Annotated in this window: 23 protein-coding genes; 9 read left to right on the forward strand and 14 right to left on the reverse strand. The window is 63.0% G+C overall.

Translation table 11 applies throughout. The annotated features are described in order from the left end of the window. The 5 genes from EN861_RS29975 to EN861_RS29995 form a co-directional block, all read right to left on the reverse strand. On the reverse strand, nucleotides 1-1,215 hold the full coding sequence (locus tag EN861_RS29975) for a glycosyltransferase family protein (protein WP_127870132.1): 1,215 nt from the start codon (nucleotides 1,213-1,215) through the stop codon (nucleotides 1-3). After that, on the reverse strand, nucleotides 1,212-1,643 hold the full coding sequence (locus EN861_RS29980; RefSeq protein ID WP_127870133.1) for a hypothetical protein: 432 nt from the start codon (nucleotides 1,641-1,643) through the stop codon (nucleotides 1,212-1,214). The genes EN861_RS29975 and EN861_RS29980 overlap by 4 nt, the downstream gene beginning before the upstream one ends. Before the next feature lie 538 nt (nucleotides 1,644-2,181). Beyond that, nucleotides 2,182-3,129, reverse strand: coding sequence for an ATP-binding cassette domain-containing protein (locus EN861_RS29985; protein ID WP_135867328.1), 948 nt, complete (start codon nucleotides 3,127-3,129; stop codon nucleotides 2,182-2,184). After that, nucleotides 3,126-4,052, reverse strand: coding sequence for an ABC transporter ATP-binding protein (locus EN861_RS29990; protein ID WP_245512147.1), 927 nt, complete (start codon nucleotides 4,050-4,052; stop codon nucleotides 3,126-3,128). Before EN861_RS29990 ends, EN861_RS29985 begins: the two co-directional genes overlap by 4 nt. Nucleotides 4,053-4,292: 240 nt before the next feature. Continuing rightward, the gene (locus EN861_RS29995; protein WP_245464375.1) at nucleotides 4,293-5,258 is read right to left on the reverse strand and encodes a LysR substrate-binding domain-containing protein; all 966 of its coding nucleotides are present in this window, start codon (nucleotides 5,256-5,258) and stop codon (nucleotides 4,293-4,295) included. Between the two features lie 207 nt (nucleotides 5,259-5,465). Between EN861_RS29995 and EN861_RS30000 the strand changes: the two genes are divergently transcribed. The 5 genes from EN861_RS30000 (at nucleotide 5,466) to EN861_RS30020 (ending at nucleotide 11,873) form a co-directional block, all read left to right on the forward strand. Next, on the forward strand, nucleotides 5,466-7,304 hold the full coding sequence (locus tag EN861_RS30000) for an ABC transporter substrate-binding protein (protein WP_245512148.1): 1,839 nt from the start codon (nucleotides 5,466-5,468) through the stop codon (nucleotides 7,302-7,304). Nucleotides 7,305-7,405: 101 nt separating this feature from the next. Further along, complete coding sequence (locus EN861_RS30005) at nucleotides 7,406-8,413, forward strand: ABC transporter permease (protein WP_245511725.1); 1,008 nt, start codon at nucleotides 7,406-7,408, stop codon at nucleotides 8,411-8,413. Next, nucleotides 8,410-9,282, forward strand: coding sequence for an ABC transporter permease (locus EN861_RS30010; RefSeq protein ID WP_056570727.1), 873 nt, complete (start codon nucleotides 8,410-8,412; stop codon nucleotides 9,280-9,282). The genes EN861_RS30005 and EN861_RS30010 overlap by 4 nt, the downstream gene beginning before the upstream one ends. 17 nt (nucleotides 9,283-9,299) lie before the next feature. After that, a complete protein-coding gene (locus tag EN861_RS30015; protein WP_135867330.1) occupies nucleotides 9,300-10,970 on the forward strand; it encodes a serine hydrolase domain-containing protein in 1,671 nt (556 codons plus the stop codon). 105 nt (nucleotides 10,971-11,075) lie between these two features. After that, nucleotides 11,076-11,873 carry a M55 family metallopeptidase gene (locus EN861_RS30020; RefSeq protein WP_135867331.1) on the forward strand — a complete coding sequence of 266 codons (798 nt, stop codon included), beginning with the start codon at nucleotides 11,076-11,078 and terminating at the stop codon, nucleotides 11,871-11,873. 115 nt (nucleotides 11,874-11,988) lie between these two features. Here EN861_RS30020 and EN861_RS30025 read toward each other — a convergent pair whose 3' ends face one another. Next, nucleotides 11,989-13,248 (reverse strand): amino acid deaminase, encoded by a 1,260-nt coding sequence (locus EN861_RS30025; RefSeq protein ID WP_135867332.1) that lies wholly within the window; start codon nucleotides 13,246-13,248, stop codon nucleotides 11,989-11,991. Nucleotides 13,249-13,400: 152 nt separating this feature from the next. Here EN861_RS30025 and EN861_RS30030 point away from each other — a divergent pair, with 152 nt between their 5' ends. Beyond that, nucleotides 13,401-14,870: a M81 family metallopeptidase gene (locus EN861_RS30030; RefSeq protein WP_135867333.1), complete on the forward strand. Its 1,470-nt coding sequence runs from the start codon at nucleotides 13,401-13,403 to the stop codon at nucleotides 14,868-14,870. Nucleotides 14,871-14,993: 123 nt separating this feature from the next. Here the strand turns inward: EN861_RS30030 and EN861_RS30035 are convergent, their stop codons facing one another. The 6 genes from EN861_RS30035 to EN861_RS30060 all read right to left on the reverse strand — a co-directional run bounded on the left by EN861_RS30035 (nucleotide 14,994) and on the right by EN861_RS30060 (nucleotide 21,254). Then, nucleotides 14,994-16,004 carry an ABC transporter ATP-binding protein gene (locus EN861_RS30035; protein ID WP_127277263.1) on the reverse strand — a complete coding sequence of 337 codons (1,011 nt, stop codon included), beginning with the start codon at nucleotides 16,002-16,004 and terminating at the stop codon, nucleotides 14,994-14,996. Then, nucleotides 16,001-16,996, reverse strand: coding sequence for an ABC transporter ATP-binding protein (locus tag EN861_RS30040; protein WP_127277261.1), 996 nt, complete (start codon nucleotides 16,994-16,996; stop codon nucleotides 16,001-16,003). Before EN861_RS30040 ends, EN861_RS30035 begins: the two co-directional genes overlap by 4 nt. Continuing rightward, nucleotides 16,993-17,877, reverse strand: coding sequence for a D,D-dipeptide ABC transporter permease (gene ddpC / locus EN861_RS30045; RefSeq protein ID WP_127277259.1), 885 nt, complete (start codon nucleotides 17,875-17,877; stop codon nucleotides 16,993-16,995). The genes EN861_RS30040 and ddpC overlap by 4 nt, the downstream gene beginning before the upstream one ends. Beyond that, entirely contained in the window at nucleotides 17,877-18,893 is a 1,017-nt protein-coding gene (locus EN861_RS30050) for an ABC transporter permease (protein WP_127277257.1), read from the reverse strand. Before EN861_RS30050 ends, ddpC begins: the two co-directional genes overlap by 1 nt. 17 nt (nucleotides 18,894-18,910) lie before the next feature. Beyond that, entirely contained in the window at nucleotides 18,911-20,458 is a 1,548-nt protein-coding gene (locus EN861_RS30055) for an ABC transporter substrate-binding protein (protein ID WP_127277255.1), read from the reverse strand. 127 nt (nucleotides 20,459-20,585) lie between these two features. Continuing rightward, a complete protein-coding gene (locus EN861_RS30060; RefSeq protein WP_127277253.1) occupies nucleotides 20,586-21,254 on the reverse strand; it encodes an XRE family transcriptional regulator in 669 nt (222 codons plus the stop codon). Between the two features lie 145 nt (nucleotides 21,255-21,399). Here EN861_RS30060 and EN861_RS30065 point away from each other — a divergent pair, with 145 nt between their 5' ends. The 3 genes from EN861_RS30065 (at nucleotide 21,400) to EN861_RS30075 (ending at nucleotide 24,583) form a co-directional block, all read left to right on the forward strand. Further along, nucleotides 21,400-22,536 (forward strand): FAD-binding oxidoreductase, encoded by a 1,137-nt coding sequence (locus tag EN861_RS30065; protein ID WP_127277251.1) that lies wholly within the window; start codon nucleotides 21,400-21,402, stop codon nucleotides 22,534-22,536. Nucleotides 22,537-22,706: 170 nt separating this feature from the next. Continuing rightward, nucleotides 22,707-24,203, forward strand: coding sequence for an aldehyde dehydrogenase family protein (locus EN861_RS30070; protein ID WP_135867334.1), 1,497 nt, complete (start codon nucleotides 22,707-22,709; stop codon nucleotides 24,201-24,203). Nucleotides 24,204-24,304: 101 nt separating this feature from the next. Then, nucleotides 24,305-24,583, forward strand: a complete 279-nt coding sequence (locus EN861_RS30075; protein WP_135867335.1) for a hypothetical protein — start codon at nucleotides 24,305-24,307, stop codon at nucleotides 24,581-24,583. A 12-nt stretch (nucleotides 24,584-24,595) separates the two neighbouring features. On the opposite strand, the gene EN861_RS30080 is transcribed toward EN861_RS30075, so the two are convergent. Both EN861_RS30080 and EN861_RS30085 read right to left on the reverse strand, forming a co-directional pair. Continuing rightward, on the reverse strand, nucleotides 24,596-25,096 hold the full coding sequence (locus tag EN861_RS30080) for a peptide deformylase (RefSeq protein ID WP_135867336.1): 501 nt from the start codon (nucleotides 25,094-25,096) through the stop codon (nucleotides 24,596-24,598). Between the two features lie 83 nt (nucleotides 25,097-25,179). Further along, entirely contained in the window at nucleotides 25,180-26,262 is a 1,083-nt protein-coding gene (locus EN861_RS30085) for a CaiB/BaiF CoA-transferase family protein (RefSeq protein ID WP_135867337.1), read from the reverse strand. Nucleotide 26,263 lies beyond the last annotated feature (1 nt).

Genomic DNA, 26,263 nt, shown 5'->3' on the forward strand with positions numbered 1-26,263 from the left:
TCAGATGGTTCCTTCAACAACCGAAAGGTGATGGCCGGCCCGCCGGTCCAGCAGTTCCGCGACAATCTCGGAAATATGCGGCAGCCCTTCCAGCGTCAGATGCGGATTACTCTGTGAGGGGCGGGACCGGTCCGGCAGCGCCACCAGTGCATCGGCAAACCGCTGGGAGTCCTTGGCTTCCTCCGGCAAAAGCATCTCGATGAGGCCGAGTTCGGCTGCGCGCCGAGCGCGGATCAGCTGTTCCTGGCGGGGCTCTATGCGCGGCACGATCAGCGCCGGCTTATCGAAAGACAGTATCTCGCAATAGGTGTTGTAACCACCCATCGCCACTACCGCCTTGGCGCCGGCAATCAGGTCTTCCATGCGATTGTCGAACTCGATGATCTTGATGTAGGGGATCTTGGACCCCTTCCTGAGCAGCTTGTTGCGCTTGCGCGCCGGCATGTAAGGCCCGAGCACGATCAGCGCCCTGTGCTGCAACTGCGGATCCTGATGATAGGCATCGATGACGTCGTGGATCAATTCGGCACCGTCGCCGCCGCCACCGGTGGTAACGAGGATATAGTCGCCCTCGGGCCGGTGGCCAGGCAACTCGTTCCGCTGCAGGCTCCGTTGCAGGAAGCCGACGAACCTCATCTTTGCCCTGACAGCCGGCGGCACATCCAAGCCGGTCAACGGATCGTAGAAATCCGGCGGGCCATAGGCCCAGACCTTGTCGTAGAACAGGCCTATCTTGCGCATCACATCCCTGCGCGCCCACTCTGCCTCGAGCAGGTGCGGCGCATCCATCACCTCGCGCAGGCCAAGCACCAGCGTGGTGCCCCGCGTCTTGAGGTAGGACAGCGTATCCTCAATCTCACCGCGCAGGCCGAGCGGTTCCTTGTCGACGATGAAGATATCCGGCCGGAAGGTCTCGGCCGTATGGCGGATGATCGACTGGCGCATCCTGAGCGTCTCATGCAGATCGATATCCTTTTCCAGCGAGGTGTATTCGCCGTTGCGCAACTTGATGACGCTGGGGATCTTCACGAAGTCGACACGGGCCCGGTAGTCGAAGGCGCCAGCGATGGTCGCACCCGAAATGATAAGCACCTGAAGTCCGCGGAAATCCTCGACCAGCGAATGCGCGATAGTCCGGCAGCGCTGCAAGTGGCCGAGCCCGAACGTGTCGTGGCTGTACATGAGAATTCGAGCGTTTTCTGCGTGCTGGGTCATTGTTGAACGTCTCTTAGAATTCTCGCCTTGAGGACCGTGAGCGGCGCGCCGGCTTCGAAAGCATCCTGGTTCTGAAAAATGAGGCCGCCATTTTCGATCTGTATTGCTTCCGTGGTGTGCCTGTCAGGCAGGCTTTCCGATTGCCTGAGTCCGAAACTTGATGGATTGACGAATATCGCCTCGGCGGGAGCGGGCCGAGACGCCCTGTTGGTGTCTGGATCGAAGGGGAACGTGGTATCCAAAAGATCGGCAGAAATCATCCCTCTTGATTCCAAAAAGTTCCGGTGTCTCCGAACTCCATTGATTTCGGAGCGGTGAAGGCGAATTATCCTGCCCATATAGCCAATTGATCGGTCGCCGGAAGTCGCACGGCCCATTTTGTTGTAGAACTCATTTCGCGCGCCATTGCTCTCGGTCTTGGGGACCAAAGGTGCTGCCCATCAATCTCTTCACGGGCGGTCTGATTGTCATTCATCGACCAGAACTGAGCCATTTGTCGCCTAGGCTAGCTGGAATTTCAGCAAGAATCGAGTGGATGCCGTCGCTCACAACGCAGCGCCCGCGGGAGGGCGTGTGCAAGACCAGGTGCTTGTGGATCGCCATGGCCTCCAATTCTCTCTTGGGCTGGCAGTTCGATGACCCGGCGCCGGCTGCCTTCGAGGACTGGGTCCGTGATCCGCGCGTCTATGCGAACTTGGGCGCGAGGTGGGCGGCTGGCGTTGCGCCATAAACAAAAAATGCAGCTGGATCAACGGCTTGGATGTTCTGGAAACAATCGGCTGGGCATCATTCCAGTTTCGCGGTCCGCCTATGCCTGCCACTTTTAGGCTGTCTCGGAACCATACGGGCACGGAAAGATTTCCGATTTTGGCTCACGAAAACCTCAGTAAAATCAACATTCCGGATACATATACCGGCCCCAAGGCTGCCGGCTTTTTGCGCCAAGCACCGTCAACAGCGGTCCGATCAGGCCGTCTCGCGCACGAAATGGGTCGGCGAAACGGCATTCATGGGTAGACGGACCGGAACAAAATCAACGCCGCGTACCGCGCTGGGAATCTCATCCGACATCGGTTCGCGTCCAACCGGTCGTCGCGCCGGATCGGCGACGGGAACCGCCGAAAGCAGTTTGAGCGTATAAGGGTGTTGAGGATTGCCGAAGACCGATCGGCGGTCGCCGATCTCGACGATCTCGCCCAGGTACATGACGGCAACGCGATGCGCGATGCGCTCGACCACGGCCATGTCATGGCTGATGAACAGGATGGCGATTCCCATCTCGCGCTGCAGGTCCATCAACAGGTTGATGACCTGAGCCTGGATCGTGACGTCGAGCGAGGCGACCGCTTCATCGGCGATGAGGAGGCGGGGATCGAGCGCCAAAGCCCTGGCGATGCAGATGCGCTGCCGTTGACCGCCCGAGAAGGCATGAGGGTAGCGTTCGAGATGTTCCGGCGGCAGATGCACTTTTGCCAGCAGGGCCGCCGCCCGATTCCGCAGCTCACCGCCGCGCGCTATGCGGTGGACGCGCATCGGGTCGGTCAGGGCCTGCCCGATCGTCATTCGCGGATTGAGCGAGGAGAACGGGTCCTGGAAGACCATCTGCACCTCGCGCCGGAAGCCCGCAAGGGTTGCCCGCCCCGCGCCGATCATCTGCTTGCCGTCATAGCGAATGGCGCCGGACAAGGGCTTGTCCAACTGCATGATGCTGCGCGCCACGGTCGACTTGCCGCAGCCCGATTCCCCCACCAACGCCAGGGTCTCACCGGGGAAAATATCGAAGGAAACGCCCTCCACCGCATGGACCCGGCCGGCTATGCCGCCGAAGATACCGCCCCGCAGGTCGAAACGCGTAACAAGCTCGCGGACCTCGACCAGCGGCTTTCTGTCCGTTGCGAGCGGTGCGACGCTCATGCCGAAACCTCCGGCTGCGAGACTTCGGCATTGTATATGACGAGCGGGAATTTCTCGGGCCCATCCTTGTCGGCCATGCTGCCCAGCCTCGGCACCGCCGAGATCAGCGCGCGCGTATAGCGGTGTCGGGGATCCACGAGAATCTGGTTCACCGAGCCCGATTCGACGATCTCGCCCTTCAGCATGACACAGACGCGATCGGCGATTTCCGCGACCACACCCATGTCATGGGTGATGAAAAGAACAGACATGCCGATCTCGCGCTGCAGTGCGCGGACAAGATCCAAAATCTGCGCCTGGATGGTGACATCGAGCGCGGTGGTCGGCTCATCGAGGATCATCAAGGAGGGGCGGCACGCCAGTGCAATGGCGATCATGACGCGCTGGCGCATGCCGCCGGACAACTGGTGCGGATATTGGTCGAGCCTGAGGGCGGCGTCGGGCACGCGCACGAGCTTGAGCACGTTCAGCGCGATGTCGCGCGCCTCGCGCGGCGACTTGCCCTGGTGTCTCGTGATCACCTCCGCAATCTGGTCGCCGACGGTGAACACCGGATTGAGGCTCGACATCGGGTCCTGGAACACGATCGAGAACTCAAAGCCGCGGAGCCCCTCCATGCGCTTTTCGGAAAGCCTTGTCAGGTCGGCTACGCCGCCGTCCTTGAGCCTCATCAGGATGCGGCCGCCCGTGATCCTGGCGCCCTCATATTCGGTCAGGCGCATTACGGTCATGGCGGTGACCGATTTGCCCGAACCTGACTCGCCCACCAATGCCACCGTCTCGCCACGCTTGATCTGGAACGATACGCCCTGAACAGCCGGCACCACCTTTGTCCCCCTTGCCCCGAAGCAGACTTCAAGGTCCTCGACCGAGAGGATCACATCGTCGGGAAGGCTCGCTGTGGCGGCGGACTTGACGGTCAAAAAGGCACTCCAGGCGCAATGGTCGCGACACTCGGTATCGAACGCAGCGAGCATGTGGGCTGTCAATAGGGCCCATCACCCGGTCGCCTGGAAGCCATGCCTTGGAATGGCCCGGAATGCCTCGCCAGACGGCATCGGCCCTGCGATTGTCAGGCTTCCCGGCGCTCCACCCGAAGTTATGCAATCTCTGCATCGCTCTGTCGGATTTCGCATTAACTCGCCAATGGACCCTCGATCCGCTCAGCGCATGGTCAGTGTCGGATCAACCAGGGTGCGTCCGCGCGCCTGCTCGGCGGTTCGCGAGAGATATTTCCACAGCGCTTCGCCGTCCCGGCTGCGCGAGCCCACACGGCGGAAAATCCTGATCTCGATCTCCAGGGACAGCTGTTGTCCGCCAATCTGGATGAGTTCGCCCTGGGCGATCGATTTGTGAACGCAGATCTGCGGCAGCCAGACCACGCCTTGCCCGGCGATCGCCATCTGCTTCAGGCCTTCGGCAAGCGAGGACTGGTAGACGATGCTGAGATTGAGAGGACGCCGCCAGCGCGACTGGATGAGCGAGATCAGTTTGCCGAGATAGCCGTCGCTCCAGGAATAGGCGAGGTAGGGAATCCTGGTGCCTTCCGGCACATCGACATCGAAGAGCGGCGCTCCCGTCTGGTCGACACCAGACACCAGAACGAGGCGATCCCTGCCGATTTGAAGCGATTCGAAGGGTCCGCCCTCGAGGACCGGCGGACCGTCAGGGTGATCGTAGGTGATGGCGAAGTCGCATTTGCCGGACGACAGGTGCTCAACGCATTCCAGGAAGTCGCCCGTGTGCATGCTGCTGCGGACCGGCGCATTTGGCATTTCGGGATGGCTGATCCACTTGGGAAAAAAATAGATAGCCAGCGTATGAAGCGCGGCGAAAGTGAGAAGCCGTGAGCTGGCGCCGGCGGCGTTGCGGCAGTCCGTGCGCAGGCGGTACATGTCGCGAAGCATTTCCTGGCAGCGCGGAACGAAAATGGCGCCCGCGCTGGTGAGGTGCACCGGATATGTGCTGCGGTCGATAAGTTCGGCGCCGACCCAAGCCTCCAGCGCCTTGATGCGCCGGCTGAAGGCCGGCTGCGAGATATTTCGGGACGCCGCGGCGGTCGAGAAATTCCGCGTCGCTGCGATCTCGAGGAAGTCTTCAAACCACGCCAGCTCCACAGTCGACCTCATGCATTATTCGCATAACCGATCCTATCTACGCATTGGACAGTGGCGCAAGCCTGCTCCTAGCTTTCGCACGCAACGATAAAAAGACCTCGAGTCAATTGTGGGAACATATTCATGAAAATGAAACGTGCCTTGGCATTAGCCTTCTGCATGGGCATAGGCGCTTTTGCGTCGTCCGCCGTTGCAGAAACCAAGAATCCCGGAACGTTTGTGTTTCTTTGGACTGACGATGTTCAGTCGTTCGATCCGGCCTACATTGCAAACACGCCGAGCTCCTACGGCGTGCTCAACGTCTACAGCCGCCTGTTGAACTACAACGGCTCCCAGATTTCCGAATTCGTGCCTTCATTGTCGTCGCAAGTGCCGAGCCTCGAAAACGGCCTGATCAAGCAGAACGCGGACGGTTCGGTCAGCTACACCTTCCCGATCCGGAAGGGCGTCCACGCCCACAAGGTCGGCATCAAGGGCGACGACGGCAAGATCACCTGGCAGTACTATGACGGGCTCACTGACGAGCAGAAGGCCAAGATCGAGCCCGGCTATGGCGAGATCACGGCCGAAGACGTGCGTTACTCGCTGCTGCGCGCCATCCTGATGGGCCAGTCATGGATGTCCAACGCCATCACCGAGGTGGTGACGGCGAGCAAATACACCGACGTCGCCAAATGGGTCGAAGCCGAAGGCAAGGTATCGGACATCAAGGATGCCAGCCCCGAAGCGCTACGCAAGGTCTATGACGAACTCGCGTCGCAGATCACCGTCGAGGGCGACAATGTCACGCTGAAGCTGCCAAAATCCTTCCCCGCCACGCTTGGCGTTCTGGCGCTGCCGTTCGGTGCTTCGATCGTCGACAAGGAATGGGTCGCCTCGGTCGGCGGGTGGGATGGCAACGGGGACAACTGGAAGAAGTACTACCGTCCCGAACTCGGCGACGATCCGCTGTTCGCCCAGGAGAACGGGACCGGTCCGTTCATGCTCGACGAATGGGATCGCACCGATCGCCGCATCACGCTGAAGCGTTTCGACAATTACTTCATGGGCAAGGCCTCGCTCGAGCGCGTGGTCATGCGCACGGTTCCGGAATGGACCACGCGTCGCCTGCAGTTGCTGTCCGGCGATGCCGACTTCGTGACGACGCCCGTCGAGTTCCTGGACGAGCTCGCCAAGACGGATGGTGTCAAGGTCATCGACGGCCTGCCCAAGGTGTTCAGCCGTGGCCTCTATTTCGCGTGGCCGCTGGATGATGCCGACAACCCCGCCATCGGCAGCGGCAAGCTGGACGGCAACGGCATCCCGCCGGACTTCTTCTCCGACATCGATGTCCGCCAGGGCTTCAACTACGCCCAAAATTACGATGCGCTGATAAAGCAGGCCCTGCTCGGCAAGACCGTGCAGGCGCGCGGCCCGACCGTGCGCGGCATCATGGGCTACCGCGCCGACTCGCCGATCTACAGTTACGATCCGAAAAAGGCCGCGGAGCACTTCAAGAAGGCCTTCGGCGGCAAGCTGTGGGATACCGGCTTCACCTTCACGGCCTATGTGCAGGAAGGAACGCCGCAAGGCACGGCGGCACTTTCCGCGCTCCAGCAGGGACTGCAGCGGATCAATCCGAAGTTCAAGATGAAAATCCAGTCGCTGCCCTGGGCCTCGATCTCGGACAAGCTCAACAACCGTGAAAAGCCTGCCTCGCCGCTCACCTACATGGGCTGGGGACCGGACTATTCCGACCCGGGTGGTCCGCTGGGTGCCGCGACCTACTATCTGTCCCCGACCGGTCTTGTCGGCGGCATGCTCGGCCAGGGCTACCGCGACCTGATGGCGGAGAAGTTCAAGCCGCTTCTCGACCAGGCCTGGGCCTCGAGCGATCCCGCCGTGCGCGAGCCGATCTATGCCAAGCTGCAGGACATGTCCTACGACTATGCCACCACGCAGTTCCTCTGGGAGGACTTCGGGTACATCGTCACCCGCAGCAACATCGACGGCTACGTGCACAACATGATCCTCTACGGCGCCTGGGATTTCTATCCCGTCACCAAGAAGGCCGATTAAAGAGCTTCGGGTTTCACCGGGCGCCATCGTCGCCCGGTGAAACGGCTATTCCTCATGGTGCGGATGCTGATGTGCTGAACTACGCTTTGCGGCGGCTCCTGATGTTGCCCGTCGTTCTCTTCGCCCTGTCGCTGATGCTTTTCGCGCTGCAGATGTCGCTGTCGCCGACACAGCGCCTGGCGGCGTACGCGCCGTCCCCGGACTTCCTCAAGGGCGGCCAGGACAGCATTCGCAGGATGATCGAGCAGTATGGGCTGAACGATCCCTTCTACATTCAATACGGACGCTGGATCGGCAACATCCTGACGGGCAATCTGGGCTGGTCCGAGACCGCGCGCCAGCCTGTTGCCCACGCGCTGGCTTCCCTGCTGCCCGCGACGCTGGAACTGGTCCTGCTGGCGTTCATTCCTGGCTTTCTGCTCGCCATCTACCTGGGTTCGCGGGCCGGCATCCATCTCAACCGCTGGCCGGACCATGTGATCCGCATCTTCACCATCCTGGGCTGGTCGTTCCCGGTCTATGTCTTCGGACTGCTGATGCTGCTGATCTTCTACTCCGCGCTCGACTGGTTCCCGCCCGGGCGCCTCAGCCAGTGGGCCCAGGCCGCCGTCACCTCGCCCGGCTTCACCCGCTACACCGGCGCGAACACGATCGACGCGCTGCTCAACGGCAATCTGGCCATTTTCTGGGATACGCTCAGGCATCTCGCTGCCCCCGTCATCACCCTGACCTACGTCAATCTTGCCAACATGACGCGCGTCATGCGCACGTCGATGCTGGAAACGCTGCGCCAGGACTATGTCCGCACGGCACGCGCGAAGGGCATGTCCCGGCGCGTGGTGGAACTGCATCATGCCAGGCGCAACGCGTTGCTTCCGGTCACGACGATCGCCGGAATGGAGCTGGCCGCCATGATGGGTGGCGTCGTCATCACCGAAACCATCTTCGACTATGCCGGCCTCGGCCAGTTCGCGGCCAAGACTGCCGCCAATCTGGATTTTCCGGCGGTGCTGGGCTTCGGCCTCTACTTCGCGGTCGTTCTCGTGGTGCTGAACCTGGCCGTCGACCTGATCTATCCGCTGCTCGATCCGAGGGTGAAGAGGCGATGAGAGCCCTTGGCTATCTGAAGCGTAACCCGATCTCGCTGGTTGGTGTGCTGCTGTTGCTGGCATTCGTGCTGATCGCGATTTTCGCGCCTGTGCTCGCACCGCCGCAGGAATTCCAGATGTCGGTCTACGACACGCCGAGAGCGGGCTTCCTGGCAACGCCGCAACCGCCGTCGCCCGAGGCCATCTTCGGAACCACCGAAGGCCAGTACGACATCTACTACGCCGTGATCTGGGGCACCCGCACGGCCTTCAAGATCGGCCTCGGCGTCGTCGCCATCTCGGTGCTGATCGGCACGATCATCGGATCGCTCGCGGCCTTTTACGGCGGCATCGTGGACGAAGTGCTGATGCGTATCGTCGACGTCTTCATGGCGGTTCCCTTCCTCATCGCCGCCATGGTGCTGACTGCCCTGCTCGGCAAGGGGCTCGGGCCGATAACCGTCGCGCTGACGACGTTCGGATGGATGGGTTACGCGCGTGTGGTGCGCAGTGAAATTCTGCGGATCCGCGAGATGGATTTCGTCAATGCGGCGAGAAGCTACGGCGCCGGCGATTTCCGGCTGATCGTGTTCCACATCCTGCCCAACGCGTTCTTCCCCGTGCTGGTTCTGGCTACCATGGCCACGGGTTCGATGGTGCTCACCGCGTCCGCCCTGAGCTTCCTCGGAGTGGGCACGGAGGAAGGCTACGCCGACTGGGGGCAGTTCATCGCCTATGCGCGCAACTGGATCGTCGGCCAGCCCGGCAACCCGTTCCAGTACTGGTACACGCTTGCCTTCCCGGGAGCCGCGATCTTCCTGTTCGTGCTGGCGTGGAACCTCGTCGGCGACGCTTTGCGCGACATTCTCGATCCCCGTCATACAAATTGAAATCAGGGAGTATCCCCGTGTCTTCGCTTTCCCCCCACGCCATCGAGCTTCTTGAAGACCTTATCCGCCACGAGGTGGAGGACAAGGCGATCCCGTCGATCTCCTATGCCCTGGTCGACAGGGACGGCCTCATGACGCACGGCCACATACAGCGGCACGATCGCCATTTCGACATGAAGGACGACACCTGTTTCCGCATCGGCTCGATCACAAAGACCTTCACGTCGGTTGCCATCATGCAACTCGTGGAGAAGGGGCTGGTCGACCTTGATGTCGATGTCTCGGAGTATCTGCCCGGTTTTCACCCGGTCAATCCGTTCGCCGGGCGTGAAAGCGGACCCCACGGCTCGCAGATCAGCCTGGCCAAGCTCATGAGCCACACCGCCGGGATCGTGCGCGAACCCAAGAGCGGACACTATCTGGATTCACACAAGCCGCCGCTGGCCGACACCGTCGCCGAGCTTGCCACATCCACGCTGAAGCAGGATCCCAGCGCCGGCATCATGCATTATTCCAATGCCGGCATCGCCGTGGTCGGCATGGTGATCGAGCGGGTGACGCGAAAGAGCTACGCCGACTACATCACCGAGAACATTCTGAGGCCGCTGGGCATGAACGACACGTCGTCAGGCATGGCCCCCGGCATCCGCGAAAGGCTGGCGCCGGCCGACATGTGGACGTTGGACGGGGATAGCCCCGCGCCGGTGTTCAACCTGGGCGGATCGCCCGCCGGCAACATATTCTCCACCACTTCCGATATGGCCAACTATACGCGGTGCCTGCTGCGGGGCGGCTTCGCGCCCAACGGCGATGCCATCGTCAGCCCCGCATCGCTGCGCAAGATGTGGACCCCGATCGGCAAGCGCCCCGAAGGCCACAACAAGGACCTCAACGGGTATGGGCTGTGCTTCGGCGTCGGCGACATGGACGGGTGGACCTCCGTCGGCCATGGCGGCGCGGTTTATGGCTATGCGTCGCAGATGATGCTCCTGCCGAGGGCCGGCTTCGGCGTCCTGATCTTCGCCACGCTTGATTTCGCCAATCAGATAGCCTCCCGGCTGGCGGGCGATGGCTTGCGCATCGCCCTCGCAGATTGCGGCATGGGACGCATGCCGCTTCGCGGCCAGGCCCCGCCGCCCATCACCGAAGACCAGTTCGCAAGCCTGCCCGGCCTCTATCGTCACGAGGCGGGCGGCGAGGTCGTCGAGGTGAAGAACAAGGACGGCAAGCTCTACCTGATGGGGGAGGGCGTGCCGCTGCAGATCCGCCCGGTCTCGGGCAATGACTTCGTCATCGACGGACGCATCTACGGTCGCGGCGCCGACTATGCGCACATGAATCTCTCCTTCTCGAAGGCCAACCAGCTAGACTGGAAAGGGGCGACCTGGTCACGTGTCGATAGTCTGCCGGTCGAGAAGGTGCCGCCGGAGATCGCGCCGCACCTGGGCGAATACGGGCCGGACTTCAACATCACCTATCTGACCTACAGCCATGGCCAGCTGAAATGCCTGATCGAGTATTTCTGCACCCATAGCTGCGAGCCGGTGGATGCGGGCCGGTTCCGCATGCACGGGCTGCTCTACGAGGAGGAGATTCTCGAGCTGGGTGCCATCGACGACAATGGACGCCGCGGCATCCGCGTCGGCCCCATGTTTCTGGAGCGCCGGCAGGCCGAAATGGCGGCCTAAGACGCCCGGGCAGCCATCGCCGCGCGGGCCGCGTCAACCGCACGGGCCCGGACGCCATTCAAGCCGCGTGCGCGGCGACTTTCTCTGAAATCGAAAGGCAAGCACATGAAAGTCTTTATCAGCGCCGACATCGAAGGCACGGCCGGCATCACCAATTGGGACGAGGCGCGCAAGGGCAATCCCGACTATGCCGAGTTCCGGGAATATATGACCGACGAACTGGTCGCGGCCTGCGAAGGCGCCAAGGCGGCGGGCGCGACCGAAATCGTCGTCAAGGACGCCCATTCGACGGCGCGCAACCTGATCCTGTCCAAGCTTCCAGCCTATGTCCGCATCGTGCGCGGCTGGAGCGGCCATCCGGATGCGATGATGTTCGGCATCGATGACACCTTCGATGCCGCTCTCTATACCGGCTACCACAACAAGGCCGGCACCGACACGAACCCGCTGGCGCACACGCTGACCGGCACCGTTTCCAGGATGCTGATCAACGGGGAAGTGGCATCCGAATATACGCTGAACGCGCACTGCGCCGCCCGTTACGGCGTGCCGTCGGTCTTTCTGTCTGGCGATGCCGGCATGTGCGGCGAGGCGAAGGCGCTGGTGCCCGAGATATCAACCGTTGCCACCAGCGAGGGGTTCGGGCCGGCCACGTCTTCGCTCTCGCCTCAAGGCGCCGTGAAGGCCATCCGCGAGACGGTGGAAGCCTCGCTTTCGCGCGATCTGTCGAAATGCCTGCCGAAGCTGGCCGACCGGTTCGAGCTCATCGTCGAATACACCACCCCGATCGAAGCCTACAGGGGAAGCTGGTATCCGGGGATAGAGCATCCCGCCCCGCGCACGCTTCGTTTCGAGGCGGACAATTTCTTCGACATTCAGCGCGCGATACGGTTTGTCGTCTGACCATTGAGCGAAACAGGCGCGGCCCGTCCGATCCATGGCGGGCCGCCGCCGACAAATACTTGCCCCCGACAGAGCCATCGCAATCGCGCTGCGACTGTCCTGCGTCGGTGGTTGATCAGAAATAGGTCTTCAGCGCGCCGACGATGTCATAGGCGTCATCGACCAGAAACAGTATCTGCCATTTGTCGAAGGTTGTGCAGGGATGCGACACGCCGAGCCCGATGCGATCACCGACCTTGACCGAAACCGTCGCCGGAAAGCGCATGTAGGCGTGCTGGTCGTTGCTGGCGAAAATCTCGCAGCCCGTCAGCGTTTCCGGCAAACCGCCGTCGCGCGACATGAGCAGCGGCACCGGCAATCCGGAGTCGGTTCCAAAGTCTCGCTTGCCGGCGGTCAGGATGGCCAGCCCCGGTTCAGGGCAGGACTGGACATGGGTCCATACTTCCAGCGCGTTGACCAGACCTTCGTTCTCGCCGGTCGCGGCGAGGATGCGCTTCTGCTCTGCCTGGTAGATGCCGCTGTCATGGCTGACATAGCAGCCGCTGCGCGTCATGACCTGCGCGCCGCTGCCGGCGAGGCGATCGAGGACGATGTCGTAGAACGACGAACCGCCGGCCGTCACGATCGGTGGCGCGCGCTCGAACAGGTTCTCGCCGGCGCATGCTTCGTAGAGCGCGCCGATCTCGTCAACGAAATCCGCGACTGCCTGTGCCGGGCCGCCGTCCTTCGGCTTGATCAATCCCTCGAAAGCCTCGACGCCGCAGAGCCGCAGTTGCGGCGCCGCATGCGCGGCACGCGCCACCTCGAGCGCCGTGTCGTTGTCGCGGCAACCGGTGCGGCCGCCCGGATAGCCGCGCTCGACCAGCACCTGGATCGGCCGCGAGGCCGTTCCGGAGCGGCCGACCGCCTCGCTCGCCAGGCGCACGGCGTCGAGGCTGTCGATCAGCATGTAGAAGTCGAGGCCGGGCGAAGCGTTGAGCTCGGCGACCAGAGCATCCAGTTCCAGCCGTCCGACAAGCTGGTTGGCGAGCACGATGCGATCGATGCCGAACCGACGGCAAACCTTCAGCTGGTGCAGCGTGGCGACGGTCACGCCCCAGGCGCCGTCGCGCAATTGCCTCTGCATGATCTGAGGGCACATCGTCGTCTTGACATGCGGCGCGATGACCGCGTTGCGCTTGGCGAGGAAACGCTGCATCCATCGCGAATTGTGGTCGAGCGCGGACTCCCTGATGACCGCTGCCGGCAGGGGCACATCTCCGCGCAGGAGGTTCCAGCCCATCGAACCGACATCATGAAGACGGACCGCGACGCCTGGCGGAATGGCCTTCGTGGTTTCGTCCAGCACCAGATCGTCGAGCGGGTGAAGATGCATGTGAATTTCCGATTCTGTGCCACCCGCCGGATGTCGCGTGAACGCGGTCTGGCGCAGCTCTTTACATGGTCCAGGTGCTTGCGGAAATCATATAATAGTTTGATGATGAGAAAAGATTTTTCTTAAACGAAAATTGGGTTGAGGACGAAAGAATGCGCATTTTCATAGCGGGGATGGACACCGAGACCAACACGTTCGCGCCCATCCCGACCGGCTACCACAGTTTCGAGGAAATGGGCATTGCGCGGGGCGACGCCACCTCGAAGGCATTGAACGAGCCGTCCTGCCAGCTGTTCGTGTGGCGTCAGCGCGGCCAAGCCGACGGGCACGAGATCGTGGAAAGCCTGTGCGTCTGCGCCGAGCCCGGAGGCATAACCATCCGCAATGTCTACGAGCAGTTCCGCGACGAGATCCTCGACGAGCTCAAGGCCGCCATGCCGGTCGACTGCGTGCTTCTGGCGCTGCATGGCGCTTTCGTCGCGGAAGGCTATGACGATACCGAGGGTGATCTTCTCGCGCATGTCAGGGCTGTCGTCGGCCCCGACATCCCGGTCGGGGCAGAGCTCGATCTGCACTGCCACACAACCCAGAAGATGGTCGACAACGCCACCGCCATCGTCGCTTACAAGGAATATCCGCACACCGACATCATGGACCGTGCCGGCGAGCTCTACCGCATTGTCGTCGACGCGGTGGAGGGCAAGGTCAGGCCGGTGATGGCGCTCTACGACTGCCGCATGATCAGCACCTTCCGGGTGCAGGAGCAGCCGATGCGCGGCTTCGTCGATGGCATGATCGCCGCCGAGGCCGAGCCTGGCATACTATCAGTGTCGCTCGGACATGGTTTTCCGCATGGCGACGTCGAGGATGTCGGAGCCCGCATGCTGGTCGTCACCAACGATGACAAGTCGCTTGCCGAGCGCACAGCCGAAAGGTTCGGCAAGCAGCTTTTCGCATTGCGCAACGACCTGATCCCGAAATTCCTCGGCATCGACGAGGCGCTCGATATCGCGCTCGCCGAGCCGCAAGGGCCGGTCGTCATCGCGGATGTTTCGGACAATGCCGGCGGCGGCGCGCCGGGGGACTCCACCTACATCCTGCGCCGGCTGATAGAGCGCGGCATCGGGAACGTGGCCAGCGCAATGTACTGGGACCCGATCGCCTATCGCTTCTGCGTCGAGGCCGGGGTCGGCGGTACCATAAACCTGCGGGTCGGCGGCAAGTGCGGCGTGTTCTCGGGCATGCCTGTCGATCTGCGCGTTACGGTAAAAGGCCTCGGTCGCGAGCTGACGCAGCTGTTCGGCACCATGCCGTGGCCGCTCGGGGATGCGGCATGGGTTACCACCGACGGCGGCATCGACCTGATCATCAACACGGTACGCACGCAGGTCTTCCATCCCGACTGCATGACCGCGCTCGGTCTCGATCCAAGCGAGCGGCGCATCGTCATCGTCAAATCCAATTACCATTTCCAGGCTGGTTTCGCACCGATCGCCAAGCGCATCCTGTTCTGCGCGCCGCCCGGTGCGACCCAGCCCAACTTCGCCGCGATCCCCTACACAAAGCTCAAGACGCCCTATTGGCCGAAAGTGGAAGATCCATTCGCGGCCGACGCGGCTTAGAGCGGTTCAGCGTTTGAAAGAATCGCCCGACCCGCTCTAGCTTCTTGTTTTTACGCAATTCCCAAGGGGAAGCGCTACGCGCTTCTCCCGGGAAAACCGCTACGCACTTTTCCTGGAATTGCTCTAAGCAATCGCATCATTCGGGGAGGAAAATACCGGTCGCGGCGCCGTGCGCGGCACCGCCGTATCGGTTGCGCGCGTGACCAGATGACAGCGGACTGCTCGCAACCCGTCGGCGGGTGCCAAAACCTGCGGCAGTTCGCAGCCGGTCGTCGCGGAAGGGCAGCGCTCGCGGAAGAAGCAGCCGGTCGGCAGTGTTCGGTTGCTCGGCAATTCGCCGGCGCGTGGTGCGATCGAGGTCAGTGGACGGTCGAAACTCGGAACGGCATCGAGGAGCGTCTTGGTATAGGGATGTCTGGGAGCGTCAAGCACGTCAAGCGTCGGGCCTTCCTCGACGATCTGGCCGAGATACATGACGGCGACACGATCGGCCACGTGGCGCACCAGCGACACGTCATGCGAGATGAGCACGTAGGATAGCTTGCGCTCCGCCTGCAGCGACAGCAGCAGATTGACGATCTGCGCCTGTACCGACACGTCCAACGCCGAGGTCGGCTCATCGAGGACCAGCAGCGCCGGTTCAACGGCGAGTGCCCTGGCAATCGCGATGCGCTGGCGCTGGCCGCCCGAGAACTCGTGCGGATAGCGATCGACATGCTCCGGCCGCAAGCCGACCGAGACGGCCAGTTCGGTTGCGCGCCCGATCAGTTGTTTGCGGGTGTAGCCGCCGCGAATGTGCAGAGGTTCGGTGATCAGGCGCCAGACCGGAAGACGCGGATCGAGCGACGATTGGGGATCCTGAAAAATGATCTGCAATTGGCTGCGCCGTGCGCGGTCCCGTTCGGTTCCCCTGAGTTTGATGGCACCGGCGGAAATGTCGGTCAGGCCGAGGATCGCCTGCCCAAGCGTGGTTTTTCCGCAGCCGGATTCCCCGACAATGCCGACCGTCTCGCCTTCGGCCACGCTGAACGAGACGCCATTGACGGCATGGACGTCGGCGCCGCCGAACCAGCCCGAGGTGACACGGTAGCGGACTTCCAGGTCTTCGACGGAGAGGAGCGGAGGCTGGGTCACGCGGCTTGCGTCTCCTCGATACGGCGCCAGCAGGCGGCGCGGCGGGCCGGCTCCATGGCAGCCAGCGGCGGTACCGAGACGCAACGATCATTCGCCTCGCGGCAGCGCGCTCGAAAGAGGCAGCCGGCAGGCGGGTCAAGCAGGTCGGGCAAGGTACCGGGGATCTGCTCCAGCGGCTGCTTGGGTGGCGCCAGCCCCGGCAGACAGCGTATCAAGGCGCGGGTGTAGGGATGGGCTGGCGCTGCCAGCACCGACTCGGTCGTTCCGGCTTCCGCGACCCGTCCCGCGTAAAGCACGTAGAGCCGGTCGCAAAGCTGCGACACCACGGCCATGTCATGCGATATGAAAACAACGGCCGTTCCCGTGCTCATCGCCTTGTGTTTGATGAGGCCCAGGATCAGCGCCTGCACCGTCACGTCGAGTGCCGTCGTCGGCTCGTCGGCGATAATGAGCTTGGGTTCGCAGGAGAAGGCCATGGCGATCAGCACGCGCTGTCGCATGCCTCCGGAAAGCTCGAACGGATAGGCCTGCATGATCCGCTCCGGCTCGCTGATCAGCATGTCACGCAGCAGCCCTGAGGCTTTGCTCGTCGCGGCCGCTTTGTCGAGACGCTGGTGACGGCGGATGACTTCGACGATCTGCTCGCCGATCCGTCGGGTCGGGTTGAGGGCGTTCATCGGTTCCTGGAAGATGGTCGACACCAGCCGCCCGCGCACGTGCTGGAGTTCACGCTCGCTGAGCGTCATCGGATCGTTGCCGAACAGACGGATGCCGCCGCCGGTAATGTGCGCGCTGCCCTTGGGCAAAAGCCGCGTCGCCGCCATCATGGTCACCGATTTGCCGCACCCGGATTCTCCCACGATGCCGACGATCTCGCCGGCACGGACATTGAGGCTGACCCCGTTCAGCGCCTTGATCGGCCCGCGATAGGTGCGGAACTCGAGCGAAAGGTCGGAGATTTCGAGCAGGACATCGCCGGACGGTTCGGTCATCGGCCACCCAGCCTGGGATCGAGCATGTCGCGCAATCCGTCACCCAGCAGGTTGAAACCCATGGCGCTGATCAGAATGGCCAGGCCGGGAAAGGTGACATACCACCACTGGTCGAGGAAATAGTTGCGCCCGCTCGACACCATGGAGCCCCATTCAGACGTCGGCGGCTGGGCGCCGAGGCCGATGAAGCTCAAAGCCGCCGCCGTCAGGATGGTGCCACCAAGATCCAGGGTCGCCTGAACGATGATGGGCGACAGGGCGTTAGGCAGTATGTGCCAGCGCAGCATATAGGCGGGCGAAGCCCCGAAGCTGCGCGATGCCTTCACATAGGTGCGGTTGCGCAGCGACAGCGTCTGCCCACGCGCCAGCCGCACATAGGCGGGCACCCGCACCACGGCGACGGCCAGCATGGCGTTGAACAGGCTCGGTCCCAACGCCGCGGCCAGCGCCATGGCGAGGATGAGTGCCGGCAGCGCCAGGAAGACATCCATCAGCCGCATGATCGCGGTGTCGACGATGCCGCCGACAACGCCGGACAGGCAGCCGATGATCGAGCCGATAAAGGTCGAGATGATGACGATGGCAAAGGCGATGCCGCAGGACGCGCGCGCGCCGAAGAGCACCCGCGAAAACAGGTCGCGCCCGACCTCATCGGTGCCGAAGAGGTGCTGCGGGCTGGGCGCGGCAAGCCGTGCTGCAAGTGAGATCTTGTCGGGCGGGTAGGGCGCCAGCAGGGGCGCGGCCATGATCACAAACAGCACCGCCAGCGCGATCGCGGCGCCGACCAGAGTGAGAGGACTTTCCTTCACGCGATACCACAACCGTCCCGCGCGAAGCCGCGCAGCCGGCCGGGGCGATGTGACGATGCCATCCGCCGCCATCAGCCGAGTTCCCTGATCTGTGGGTCGAGCACCATATAGGTCAGATCGACCGCGAGATTGATCAGCACGTACCCCAGCGAGGCGACGATGGTGAAGCCCATGATCGCGGGAAAATCGAGCGTCTGGATCGATGACACCACATAACTCCCCATGCCTGGCCAGGCGAAGATCGTTTCGGTCAGCACCGCGCCGTAGAGCAGATCACCGAAGGCGAGGCCAAGCAGCGTCACCGACGGGATCAGGGCATTGGGCAAGGCGTGCCGCAGGATGACCGCCGATCGCGACAAACCATTCGCACGCGCGGTGCGCACATAATCCTCCTGCAGGACATCCAGCATCGAGGCCCGAATCTGGCGCGTGATGATGCCGAGATTGGCGAAGGCGAGGACAAAGGCCGGCAGGATGAGGTGATAGAGCGACGACCAGAAGGCTTTCAGGTCGCCGGCGACCAGCGAGTCGACCAGGAAGAAGCCGGTGATGCGCGGCGGCGCGGCGATGCCAAGCGTGATGCGGCCGCTGCCCGGCAGGATCGGTATCTTGACGTAGAACAGGAGGATGAGCGCCAGCCCGAACCAGAATACCGGCATTGAAATGCCGGCAACCGACACGACACGCGCCGCCTGGTCGACCGGTCCGTCCTTGTAGATTGCCGAAAGCACACCGAGCGGCACGCCAATCATGATCGCCGTCACCAGCGCGGCGATGCCGAGCTCGAGCGTGGCGGGCAGGAACAGGGCAATATCGCCGGCCACCGGGCGCCGTGTCCGCAAGGACTGGCCGAGATCGCCCGACAGGAGTTGCTTGACGTATATTACGAACTGCTGGGTGACGGGCTTGTCCAGACCAAGCTCCTGGCGCACATGCGCCAACGTCTCGGCTGAAGCCTTGTCACCGGCGATCAGCTGCGCCGGATCGCCGGGGATCAAATGCGAAATCGTGAAGGTGATGACCGCGACGCCAGCCACCACGAAGACCAGCAAGACGAGGCGCCGAAGGATTGTTGAAATAAGCGACATGCCTTCGGCGCCGATTTCTATTCGGACTTAGACATATCGGCGATGTTGTAGACCTGGATCAGCATCGGATTGTAGACGTACCCCTTCACCGAGGATCGCATGGCGAAGATGTCGTTCTTCTGGAACAGAAGGACGTAAGGTGCATCCTCGTTGGTGATTTTCTGCGCGTCGATATAGAGCTGCTCACGCTTCTTCTGGTCGACGGTCGCGAGCGCCTGGGTGATCAAATCGGTCACTTTCGGGTTTTCATAGAAGGCCCGGTTGCCGGGGGCTCCCATCTTGGTGGGGTCGAACCAGATGTTCATGAACATGAACGGATCGGCGAAATCGGGCGTCCACGCGCCCGTCGCGATGTCGTAGTCGCCCTTGGCGACCAGTTCGCGCTTGGTCGTGTCGGCGACATTCTTCATATCCATCGTGACGCCGATTTCGGCGAGCGAGGCCTGCAGCGCAAGCCCCACCGGCTCCCAGGCGGAGTCGGCCTGCGAATAGGTGAAGCTGATGTGCAGATTGGAAACACCGGCGTCGGCAAGCAGTTGCTTGGCCTTCTCCAGATCGTAGCTGTACTGCATGCCCTGCGGGTCATGGCCCCACATGCCGTCCGGGACAGCCCCGCGCATCTGTTCGGCCTGGCCCTGCATGACGCCATCGACCAGCCCCTTGTAGTCGGCCGCATAGGATATGGCCTGACGGACCTTCGGATTGTCGAAGGGCGCTTTCTTGTTGTTCAAATAGAGATAGACGACATAGAGGCTGGGATTGCTCTCGATGACCACCCCGGCGCTTGATTTCATGGCCTCGGCCTGGTCGACCGGAACCTGGTCGATCAGGTCGGCGTCTCCGTTCTCCAGCTGCAGGCGACGCGATGACATCTCGCGTACGATCTTGAAGATGACCTGCTTGAAAGCCGGCGCCTTGCCGGCATAGTGGGGATTGGGATCGAGCGTGATCTGCTGGTTGCGCTCCCAGCCCGAAATTTTGAAAGCGCCGCTGCCGGCGCTGTGCTCGGCGAGCCAGGCCTTCGCGTCGTCGCCGTTGACCGCGTGCTCTTGCGCCTTGGGATTGACGATCGATCCGGCCGAAGTGGCGAGCGCCGACAGGAACGGCGCAAACGGCGCCGACAATTCGAACTTCACGGTCTGCGGGTCGACAATGACGACATCCTTGATGGTCGGGAACATGTCGCCCGGGCCAGCCGCCAGCTTTTTTACGCGGTCGAATGAATATTTGACCGCGGCGGCATCGACCGGCGAACCATCGTCGAACATGTGTCCCGACGCCAGCTTGAAAGTCCAGCTGAGGTTGTCGGGCGCAGTGGTCCAGCTCTCGGCAAGCTCCGGAATCACCTCGGTCTTGGCGCCGTCATATTTCACCAGACGCTCGTAGGCCGGAAAGATCAGCGTATAGCCGTTGTTGCTGACCTCGACGCCGGGGTCGGCCGTGGGCGGATCCTCGGCCTTGGCGATGACCAGGACATCCTTGTCGGTGGCCCAGCTCGGCGCCGCAAAGGTCAAGGCTGTCAAAGCGGCAAATGCCGCAAAAGTCGGCAGGCGACGTAACAACATGATGCGCTCCCCTCGAGCTTGTGTTTTGCATCTCTCACGGGATGACCGAGGGATGCCTTTCGCCCACGCTAACACCCGCATTTCGGATGGCAAGCCGATTTTTCTGATAGGAAAGATATTTTTCTAATTAGCCAAGTGTCATTTCCGTGTCGGCAGTCTCGCGCTCGTCATGAGGACGCACGCTTTTGGCGCCGTTGATGATGGTCTGCTCCGACTGGCCGGATGCCGACGTGCACACGCACAGGATCCGGGCCGGCGTGTCGCCGACGCTGACATAGGCGTGTCCCATCGTGCTTTCGAAGTAGACCGACTCTCCTGTTTTCAGCCTCAGCGTCTCGTAGACGTCGGTGTGCAGCTCGACTTCGCCTTCGAGGACATAAGTGAATTCCTGGCCGGGATGACGGATGAGCTCGCCGAACGTTTCGATGCTTTGCTGGGTGATTGACCCCAGCATGGGGATCATTTCCTTGCGCGACAGTTCCGTGCATAGAAAGCGGTAGACATAGTTGGGGGTCTCGACGATCCGCCCGTCCTCAAGCCGGCTGACGGCACGCGCGCCGTGCGCGATGGGGGAGGCGCTGGCCTTTCTCACGCCGAAGAGCTCGGTTATGTCGACCTTGAGCCCTTGGGCAAGCTGCAGCAGCTTGTCATAGGTCAGCGACATCTGGTTGTTCTCGACCTTCGACAGGGTGGAGACGGCGAGCCCCGACATCTGGGCGACCTGCGTCAGCGTCCAGCCCCGCTCCCGGCGCAGCAGTTTGAGGCATTCTCCCAGGCTTGGCTTCGAATCGCTCATGGCGGACCCTTTTCGACATTGGCGGCAGTCTAGGGTTGGGACTGGACAAAGTCGACTCGCAAGCGGCGCCGCCTTTATCATAGGAAAGAGGTTTGACCGATCGGAAATATTCTGCTTGGTTGCCGGCGCTTGCAAGAGGGAAGCCATGCAGGACGTTCTTATCATCGGCGGCGGCATGGCTGGCGCCTCGGCGGCTTTCTTTCTTGCGGCTGGTCGACAGGTGACCGTGCTTGAAGCCGAAGCCCATTGCGGCATGCACACAACGGGACGGTCCGCCGCTCTCTTCATCGAGGGTTACGGCAACGTCGCTATCCGCGCGTTTACGCGCGCCAGTCGGCGGTTCTTCCTCGAGCCGCCGTCCGGCTTCTGCGACGTACCCTTGCTGACACCTCGTGGCACGATGTCGATCGGCACGGCCGCGCAGAGGCCAAGGCTGGAGGCGCTGTTTGCCGAGAGGGTCGCGGAATCGGCAACAGCCATCGAATGGCTCGACCCCGACGCTTCCCGATCGGTCATTCCAATCCTGCGACCTGAATACGAGGCGAGCGCGTTTCTGGACCGTTCGGCGATGGACATCGATGTCGATACTCTTCACCAGGGCTTTCTGCGAGGCTCACGCCGTCAGGGCGCGCGGGTCGTCACCAATGCTCGGGTCGAGGCGATCGAGCGGATTGGTGGCACATGGATCGTGACGACCACGGCCGGCGTCTTCGAGGCGCCCGTCCTGGTCGACGCGGCGGGTGCATGGGCGGACCAGGTGGCCGCCATGGCAGGAGCCACGCCGCTTGGCCTGGTCCCGAAACGACGGACCGCAATGCTTGTCGAAACGCCACCCGGCATCAACGCCAAGGACTGGCCGGGCGTGATCGATGCCGACGAGATGTTCTATTTCAAACCATCCTCGGGAATGCTGTTGCTCTCACCAGCCGACGAGACGCCGAGCGAACCGTGTGATGCACAGCCCGAGGAGATCGATATCGCCATCGCAGTCGATCGCGTTCAACAGGCCGCCGCGCTGCCGGTAACGCATGTGTCGCGCAGTTGGGCGGGGCTGCGGTCGTTCTTTGCGGACAAGACGCCGGCGGTCGGTTGGGACCCCCATGTCGAGGGCTTCTTCTGGCTGGCAGGACAAGGCGGCTACGGCATCCAGACCGGACCCGCGCTCGGTCAACTGACCGCGGCCCTGGTGACCGGAAGCGACCTGCCCAAGCCATTTCTTGGCGAAGGCGCCGATCCCAGCCTGTTGTCGCCGGCCCGCTTTCATGGGCCACGACCGAGGTGAATGACTGTTGAGGCGCCCATGTTGCCGGACATGCGCGTGGCCTCGTCAGGACCGCCGGGCCCGGGCGATGCGCTGCGTGCCCCCGGTCGAGAACGCCCTTTCAGCTTTCCTTGCTTGAGGTCGCTCCCACCGGGAGTAATAGTCGCCATGGAATTCGTGAGGAGGACGAGATGACGGTGAATTTCGACCCGAGGGCGAAGGCCGCGACGCTCTACCACGGCGAATTCCGGCCGATGTTCATCGGCGGCCAGTGGGTTGCGGCGCAGTCCGGCGAGGTGATGCGGGCGCTCAACCCGGCGACCGGCGAAGTGCTGGCGACCGTGCCGCTCGGCGCAGCCGCCGATGTCGACGCGGCGGTGGCGGCAGCGCGCGCGGCCTTCGAAGGGCCATGGTCGACATTCTCGCCCTATGAGCGGCAATGCGTGTTGCTCAGGATCGCCGATCTGTTCGAGACTCATTGGGAAGAGCTCAGCGTCTCCGACACGCTCGACATGGGACTGCCGATCACGCGCACGCTGGCCAACCGGCGCCGCGTCATCGGCATGCTGCGCTTCTATGCCGGCATGGCGACCGCTCTGCACGGCGAATCCATAGACAATTCCATTCCGGGCGAGATCGTCACCTTCACCCGGCGCGAGCCCGTGGGCGTCGTCGGTGCGATCATTCCCTGGAATGCGCCGACCGCCGCCTCGATCTGGAAGATCGCGCCGGCACTCGCAACGGGCTGCACCATCGTGCTGAAACCCTCGGAGGAAGCATCGCTGACGCCGCTGCTGATCGCGCGGCTGATGCAGGAAGCGGGCGTGCCCGACGGCGTCGTCAACATCGTCACCGGAACCGGCGCCGAAGCGGGCGCGCGGCTTGCCGAGCATCCCGACGTCAACAAGATCGTCTTCACCGGCTCGACGCTTACCGGCCAGGCGATCGCGCGGGCGGGCGTCACCAATCTCAAGCGCGTCTCGCTCGAGCTTGGCGGCAAGTCACCGATCATCGTCTGCCGCGACGCCGATATCGACAAGGCTGTTCCCATCGCGGCCATGGCGGTGTTCGTGCATTCGGGCCAGATCTGCATTGCCGGCTCGCGCCTGTTCGTGGCGCGCGAGATCCATGACGAGTTCGTGCGGCGGCTCGCCGAGTTCGCCGGCAGCCTGCGCGTCGGCCACGGCATCGAGGCGGAAACCGAAATCGGGCCGCTGATCAACGCCCGGCAGGCCGGCAAGGTGGAGGGCTACATCAAGGCCGGCAGCGACGAAGGCGCCGAACTGGTCGCCGGCGGCTCGCGGCTGACGGGCGCGCTCTATGACGGCGGCAACTTCATCGCGCCGACCGTCTTCGGCGCGGTGTCGGACACCATGACCATCGCGCGCGAAGAGATCTTCGGGCCGGTCATTTCGGCGATGCCGTTCGACACGCTGGACGAGGCCGTCGTGCGCGCCAATGCGACGCCCTACGGGCTGGCCGCCGGCATCTTCACCAGCCATCTCGGCACCGCCCACAAGCTCGCCCGCCGCATCAAGGTGGGCTCGGTGTGGGTCAACATGTACCATGCCATCGACCCCGCCGTGCCGTTCGGCGGCATGAAGATGTCCGGCTATGGCCGCGAGGGCGGCATCGAGCATCTGCATGAGTATCTGGAGACCAAGTCGGTCTGGATCCAGACCGACTAGCTGTGCTGGTATTCAGGTGCTGGCAAGGCCCGCGTTCAGGAACTTTTCGTCATCTGAGGATTTGGATATAGGATGGACACCGAACAGAAGGGTGTTTTGCGATGACGACCAAACGGCTGGCGATTTGTGTTCTTGCCCTCGCAATGGGCTGCTGCATGTCTTCCACGGCATTCGCCGGGGCCAAGCACCGCCACAATCAACAGGGCGAACAGGAACGCTATGTTCCGGCCGAGGACGATCTCATCGATTTCCTGTTCGGCGGCCCGCGCTATTATGACCAGCAGTTGATCACGACGGCCGCGGGGGCCTGCTCCTACCAGCGGACAGGGCCGGACGGGTTTGCGATAAACAAGATCAACGATCACCATTGCGGGAAGTAGACGGCCTGGCGCCTACGACGCTCGCATCAACTTGCCGTAGCGCTTGATCAGCCGGTCGCGCTTGAGGCGCGTCAGCCTGTGCGTCCAGAACAGCCCGTCGAGCTGGTCGATCTCGTGCTGATGGCAAACCGCCAGCAGACCCTCGGCATCCTCGAACCGCTCATTGCCATCCAGATCCTGATAGCGGACGCGTATGCGGGCGTGCCTCTCGATGTCCTCGGTGACGCCGGGCATGGAAACGCTGCCTTCCGTGTGACGGACAATCTCGATCGAGGCCTGGATGACGGATGGATTTGCATAGATTCCCGGCTTTGCCGCGGAAGGAAGCTGGATCACGACCAGGCGTTTCAAGACGCCGACATGCGGGCCGGTGATGCCTATCCCTGGCGCCGCGTGCATGGTGTCGATGAGGTCGCCGGCCAAAGCGTGCAGGTCGCCGTCGAACAGCTCCACGGGTTCGGCCACTGCACGGAGGAGGGGATTGGGGAATTTTATGATCGACCGAACCGCCATGGACCTCGTCCTATCCGCCAATCATCTTCGTCGGGTGGGGCCGTGGCGACCGGCGAATACTGGCATAGCCTAGCATGGCGCCATCACGGTTCCGCCAGGCCCGCACGGATTTCGGCATCGTGTTCGCCGCGCGCCGGGCATTTGGGCGGCGTCCACCGCGCGCTGGAAAAGCGCGGTGCCGCAGCCGCTTGAAGCGCGCCGTCCACCGCCTGCCATGTACCGCGCGCGGCCATATGCGGATGCAGGGCGGATTCATGCGGGCCCAGCACCGGCCCGACGCAGGCGTCGGACCCTTCGAACAGGCTGATCCATTCGTCACGGGGTTTCGCGGCAAAGATCGCCGCCAGCCGGTCGCCGAGCTCCGGCCAGAGCTCGCGATCGAACTGCCGGGCGAAGTTTGGATCGGCGGCGAGGCCAAGCCTGTCGAGGAAGAGCGCGTAGAATTTCGGCTCGATGCACTGGACGCTGATGAAGCTACCCTCCGACGTGCGGTAGACGCGGCACCAATGCGGCCCATCCAGCAGGCTTTGACCGCGCTCCGTTGCGAGCGCGCCGGACTGGCCGAGCGACATCAACAGGTTCATCATATGGGCCGAGCCGTCGACGATCGCGGCGTCGACCACGGTGCCTTTACCTCTGGTGCGCGCGTTGATGATGCCAGCCAGCATGCCGACCACCAGATAGAGCGCGCCGCCGCCTATGTCGCCGACAAGCGTCGGCGGCGCCATGGGCGGCTCGCCGGGCAAGGAGGCGTACCAGAGCGCGCCCGACAGGCCGATATAGTTCATGTCGTGCCCGGCGGTGGCGGCCAGCGGTCCGTCCTGGCCCCAGCCAGTCATGCGGCCGTAGACCAGGCGCGGGTTGACCGTGAGGCAGGCATCCGGGCCGAGCCCAAGACGCTCCATCACGCCGGGCCGGAACCCCTCGATCAGCCCGTCGGCGGTGGCGATGAGGCGCATCAGCACGGCCACGTCCCCGGCGTCCTTGAGGTCGAGCGCGATAGAGCGCTTGCCGCGATCGAGCAGCGAGCGCTCCGGCGCACCCGGCATGGACGCGTGCTTGCGGTGGACGACGATGACATCGGCGCCGAGATCGGCGAGCAGCATGCCGGCGAAGGGCGCCGGTCCCAGCGCTTCGATCTCGACGATGCGGATTCCCCTGAGCATC

This window comes from Mesorhizobium sp. M8A.F.Ca.ET.218.01.1.1, from assembly GCF_004791165.1.
Lineage (GTDB): Bacteria > Pseudomonadota > Alphaproteobacteria > Rhizobiales > Rhizobiaceae > Mesorhizobium.

Coding starts and splice junctions, on each gene's coding strand:
- EN861_RS30055 (WP_127277255.1), bottom strand. CDS start 20,458: ATGTTGTTACGTCGCCTGCCGACTTTTGCGGCATTTGCCGCTTTGACA.
- EN861_RS30025 (WP_135867332.1), bottom strand. CDS start 13,248: ATGCATCTTCACCCGCTCGACGATCTGGTGCTGGACGAAACCACGAAG.
- EN861_RS30075 (WP_135867335.1), top strand. CDS start 24,305: ATGACGACCAAACGGCTGGCGATTTGTGTTCTTGCCCTCGCAATGGGC.
- EN861_RS29975 (WP_127870132.1), bottom strand. CDS start 1,215: ATGACCCAGCACGCAGAAAACGCTCGAATTCTCATGTACAGCCACGAC.
- EN861_RS30080 (WP_135867336.1), bottom strand. CDS start 25,096: ATGGCGGTTCGGTCGATCATAAAATTCCCCAATCCCCTCCTCCGTGCA.
- EN861_RS30020 (WP_135867331.1), top strand. CDS start 11,076: ATGAAAGTCTTTATCAGCGCCGACATCGAAGGCACGGCCGGCATCACC.
- EN861_RS29995 (WP_245464375.1), bottom strand. CDS start 5,258: ATGAGGTCGACTGTGGAGCTGGCGTGGTTTGAAGACTTCCTCGAGATC.
- EN861_RS30065 (WP_127277251.1), top strand. CDS start 21,400: ATGCAGGACGTTCTTATCATCGGCGGCGGCATGGCTGGCGCCTCGGCG.
- EN861_RS30060 (WP_127277253.1), bottom strand. CDS start 21,254: ATGAGCGATTCGAAGCCAAGCCTGGGAGAATGCCTCAAACTGCTGCGC.
- ddpC (WP_127277259.1), bottom strand. CDS start 17,877: ATGGCGGCGGATGGCATCGTCACATCGCCCCGGCCGGCTGCGCGGCTT.
- EN861_RS29985 (WP_135867328.1), bottom strand. CDS start 3,129: ATGAGCGTCGCACCGCTCGCAACGGACAGAAAGCCGCTGGTCGAGGTC.
- EN861_RS30085 (WP_135867337.1), bottom strand. CDS start 26,262: ATGCTCAGGGGAATCCGCATCGTCGAGATCGAAGCGCTGGGACCGGCG.
- EN861_RS30070 (WP_135867334.1), top strand. CDS start 22,707: ATGACGGTGAATTTCGACCCGAGGGCGAAGGCCGCGACGCTCTACCAC.
- EN861_RS30005 (WP_245511725.1), top strand. CDS start 7,406: ATGTTGCCCGTCGTTCTCTTCGCCCTGTCGCTGATGCTTTTCGCGCTG.
- EN861_RS30030 (WP_135867333.1), top strand. CDS start 13,401: ATGCGCATTTTCATAGCGGGGATGGACACCGAGACCAACACGTTCGCG.
- EN861_RS30050 (WP_127277257.1), bottom strand. CDS start 18,893: ATGTCGCTTATTTCAACAATCCTTCGGCGCCTCGTCTTGCTGGTCTTC.
- EN861_RS30040 (WP_127277261.1), bottom strand. CDS start 16,996: ATGACCGAACCGTCCGGCGATGTCCTGCTCGAAATCTCCGACCTTTCG.
- EN861_RS30010 (WP_056570727.1), top strand. CDS start 8,410: ATGAGAGCCCTTGGCTATCTGAAGCGTAACCCGATCTCGCTGGTTGGT.